2 protein-coding genes are annotated in these 3771 nt (G+C 69.8%); both read left to right on the forward strand.

From position 1 onward, the window contains the following. Nucleotides 1–1599: methylmalonyl-CoA mutase family protein (locus tag ACFF45_RS35050; RefSeq protein ID WP_381351072.1), on the forward strand; the 1599-nt coding region annotated here is incomplete at its 5' end. Next, nucleotides 1599–3771, forward strand: a 2173-nt coding sequence (gene scpA, locus ACFF45_RS35055) for a methylmalonyl-CoA mutase (protein WP_381351073.1), incomplete at its 3' end; no start/stop codon positions are given. The genes ACFF45_RS35050 and scpA, both read left to right, overlap by 1 nt.

Below are 3771 nucleotides of genomic sequence, written 5' to 3' on the forward strand. Positions count from 1 at the left end.
GATGCCGGCCTTCCCGGTTTCGCGCCCTTCGTACGGGGTGCCCGGGCCGAGGGGAACGCCCTCGGCGGCTGGGACGTGCGACAGCGCCACGCTGCTGTCGACGACGGTGCGGTCCTTGCTGATCTGGAGAACGGGGTCACCTCGCTCTGGCTGGTCGTCGGCGAGGGCGGCCTGCCGGTGTCCTCGCTCGGCCGGGTGCTTGACGGTGTTCTCCTCGATCTGGCGCCCGTCGTCCTGGACGCCGGGGGTGAGTGCGGGGAGGCGGCGCGGGAGCTGCTGGGGCTGTATGCGGAGCGGGGTGTGGCGGCCGGGGCGGCGCGCGGCAATCTGGGTGCGGACCCGCTGGGTTTTGAGGCCCGTACCGGGCAGGGGTACGACGGTGTGGGTGTGGGGGAGCTGGCGCGGCGGTGTGCTGGCCGGTATCCGGGGCTGCGGGCGGTGACGGTGGATGCGCTGCCGTATCACGAGGCGGGCGGGTCGGCGGCGCAGGAGCTGGGCTGTGCGCTGGCGACGGGTGTGGCGTACCTGCGGGAGCTGTCCGGGGCGGGTCTGGGTGTGGCGGAGGCGTGTGGGCAGCTGGAGTTCCGTTTCGCGGCCACTGCTGACCAGTTCCTGACGATTGCCAAGCTGCGGGCGGCGCGTCGGCTGTGGGCGCGGGTGGCTGAGGTGAGTGGTGGGTGGGGTGCGCAGGTGCAGCATGTCGTGACCTCGCCGGTGATGATGACTCGTCGTGATCCGTGGGTGAACATGCTGCGGACGACGGTGGCCGCGCTGGCGGCCGGTGTCGGTGGTGCGGATGCTGTGAGCGTGCTGCCGTTCGATCATGCGCTGGGTCTGCCGGATGCGTTCGCGCGTCGGATCGCCCGTAACACGTCGACGATTCTGATCGAGGAGTCGCATGTGTCGCGGGTGGTCGACCCGGCGGGCGGTTCTTGGTATGTGGAGCGGCTGACCGATGAACTGGCTCATGCGGGCTGGCGGTTTTTCCAGGAGATCGAGCGGCAGGGGGGTCAGGCGGCGGCTCTGCGTTCGGGCTGGGTCCGTGAGCGGCTGGCGGAGACCTGGTCGGTGCGCAGTGCGGGGCTCGTCACGCGGCGTGAGCCGGTCACGGGTGTGAGTGAGTTTCCGTATCTGGGTGAGAAGCCGGTGGTGCGCCGGGCGGCTCCCCAGCCGTTGTCCGGGGGTCTGCCCCGGGTGCGGCGGGACGATGCCTTCGAGGTGTTGCGGGCTCGTTCCGATGCTCATCTTGCCGCGACCGGCGCCCGGCCCCGTGTGTTCCTGGCCGCGTTCGGTCCGGCCGCCGCGCACACCGCGCGGCTCACCTTTGCCGCCAACTTTTTCCAGGCGGGCGGGATCGAGCCTGTCGTGGAGGGCTCGTTCGCGGGGAGCGGGGCGAGTGAGGTGTGTCTGTGTTCCAGTGACGAGCTGTATGCGGGGCAGGCCGAGTCCACGGCGGCCGCGCTGCGCGAGGCGGGCGCCGGGCATGTGTTCCTCGCGGGCAGGCCGGGGCCGTATGCGGGTGTCGACACGTATGTGTTCGCGGGCTGTGACGCGGTCGCCGTGCTGTGCGCGACCCTTGACCGGATGGGAGTGTCCTGATGTCCGTTCCCGACTTCCGCGGCATTGAGCTGGGCGCGCCGGCGTCCGGCGGCGGTGCGGACGAGTGGCGTGCGGCGGTGAAGAAGGCGGCCGGCGGTGACGACCTGCTGTGGGAGACTCCGGAGGGTATCGCGGTCAAGCCGCTCTACACCGGGCGGGACCTCGAGGGCCTGGACTTTTTGGGCACTTATCCGGGTATCGCGCCGTATCTGCGCGGCCCGTATCCGACGATGTACGTCAACCAGCCCTGGACCATCCGCCAGTACGCGGGTTTTTCCACTGCCGAGGAGTCCAACGCCTTCTACCGGCGGAATCTGGCGGCCGGCCAGAAGGGCCTGTCCGTCGCTTTCGACCTGCCCACGCACCGCGGTTACGACAGCGACCACCCGCGGGTGACCGGTGATGTCGGCATGGCGGGTGTGGCCATCGACTCGATCTACGACATGCGGCAGCTGTTCGACGGGATCCCGCTGGACAGGATGACGGTGTCGATGACGATGAACGGCGCCGTGCTGCCGGTGCTGGCGCTGTACATCGTGGCGGCCGAGGAGCAGGGGGTGGCGCCGCAGAAGCTGGCGGGGACCATCCAGAACGACATCCTCAAGGAGTTCATGGTCCGCAACACCTACATCTACCCGCCGAAGCCGTCGATGCGGATCATTTCCGACATCTTCGCGTACACCTCGCAGCGGATGCCGCGCTACAACTCCATCTCGATCTCCGGCTACCACATCCAGGAGGCCGGCGCGACGGCCGATCTGGAGCTGGCCTACACCCTCGCCGACGGCGTGGAGTACATCCGCGCCGGGCGGGAGGCGGGCCTGGACGTGGACGCGTTCGCCCCCCGGCTGTCGTTCTTCTGGGCGATCGGCATGAACTTCTTCATGGAGATCGCCAAACTGCGCGCGGCCCGCCTGCTGTGGGCGAAACTGGTCAAGCAGTTCGGCCCCCAGAACACCAAGTCGCTGTCCCTGCGCACCCACTCGCAGACCTCCGGCTGGTCACTGACCGCGCAGGACGTGTTCAACAACGTCACCCGCACCTGCGTGGAGGCGCTGGCGGCCACCCAGGGCCACACCCAGTCGCTGCACACCAACGCCCTCGACGAGGCCCTCGCCCTGCCCACCGACTTCTCCGCCCGCATCGCCCGCAACACCCAGCTGCTCATCCAGCAGGAGTCCGGCACCACACGGGTCATCGACCCCTGGGGCGGCAGCGCCTACGTCGAGAAGCTGACCTACGACCTGGCGCGGCGGGCCTGGCAGCACATCCAGGAAGTCGAACAGGCCGGCGGCATGGCCCAGGCCATCGACGCCGGCATCCCCAAACTGCGCGTGGAGGAGGCCGCGGCCCGCACCCAGGCCCGCATCGACTCCGGCCGCCAGCCCGTGATCGGCGTGAACAAGTACCGCACCGCAGCCGACGAGCAGATCGAGGTCCTGAAGGTCGACAACTCCTCCGTACGCGCCCAGCAGATCGAAAAGCTGCGACGGCTGCGCGCGGAACGCGACGAGACCGCCTGCCAGGACGCACTCCACGCCCTCACCCGCGCCGCCGACCGCAACGGCAACGGCAACCTGCTGGAACTCGCCGTGCACGCCGCCCGCGCCAAAGCCACCGTCGGAGAGATCTCCGACGCCCTGGAAAAGGTGTACGGGCGGCACGCGAGCCAGATCCGTACCATCTCCGGCGTGTACCGCAACGAAGCCGGCCAGTCCCCCTCCGTGGACCGCACCCGCACCCTGGTCGACGCCTTCGCCGAGGCCGAGGGCCGCCGTCCGCGCATCCTGGTGGCCAAGATGGGCCAGGACGGCCACGACCGCGGCCAGAAAGTCATCGCCACCGCCTTCGCCGACCTCGGCTTCGACGTCGACGTCGGCCCGCTGTTCCAGACCCCGGCCGAAGTCGCCCGCCAGGCCGTCGAAGCCGACGTCCACATCGTCGGTGTCTCCTCGCTGGCCGCCGGCCACCTCACCCTCGTCCCCGCACTGCGCGAACAGCTCGCCCAGGAAGGCCGCGAGGACATCATGATCGTCGTCGGCGGAGTCATCCCCCCACAGGACGTACCCACCCTGCTGGAGATGGGCGCGACCGCCGTCTTCCCACCCGGAACGGTGATCCCCGACGCGGCCCACGACCTCGTACAACGCCTGGCCACCGGCCTCGGACACG

It is taken from the genome of Streptomyces cinereospinus, assembly GCF_042430725.1.
GTDB lineage: Bacteria > Actinomycetota > Actinomycetes > Streptomycetales > Streptomycetaceae > Streptomyces > Streptomyces cinereospinus.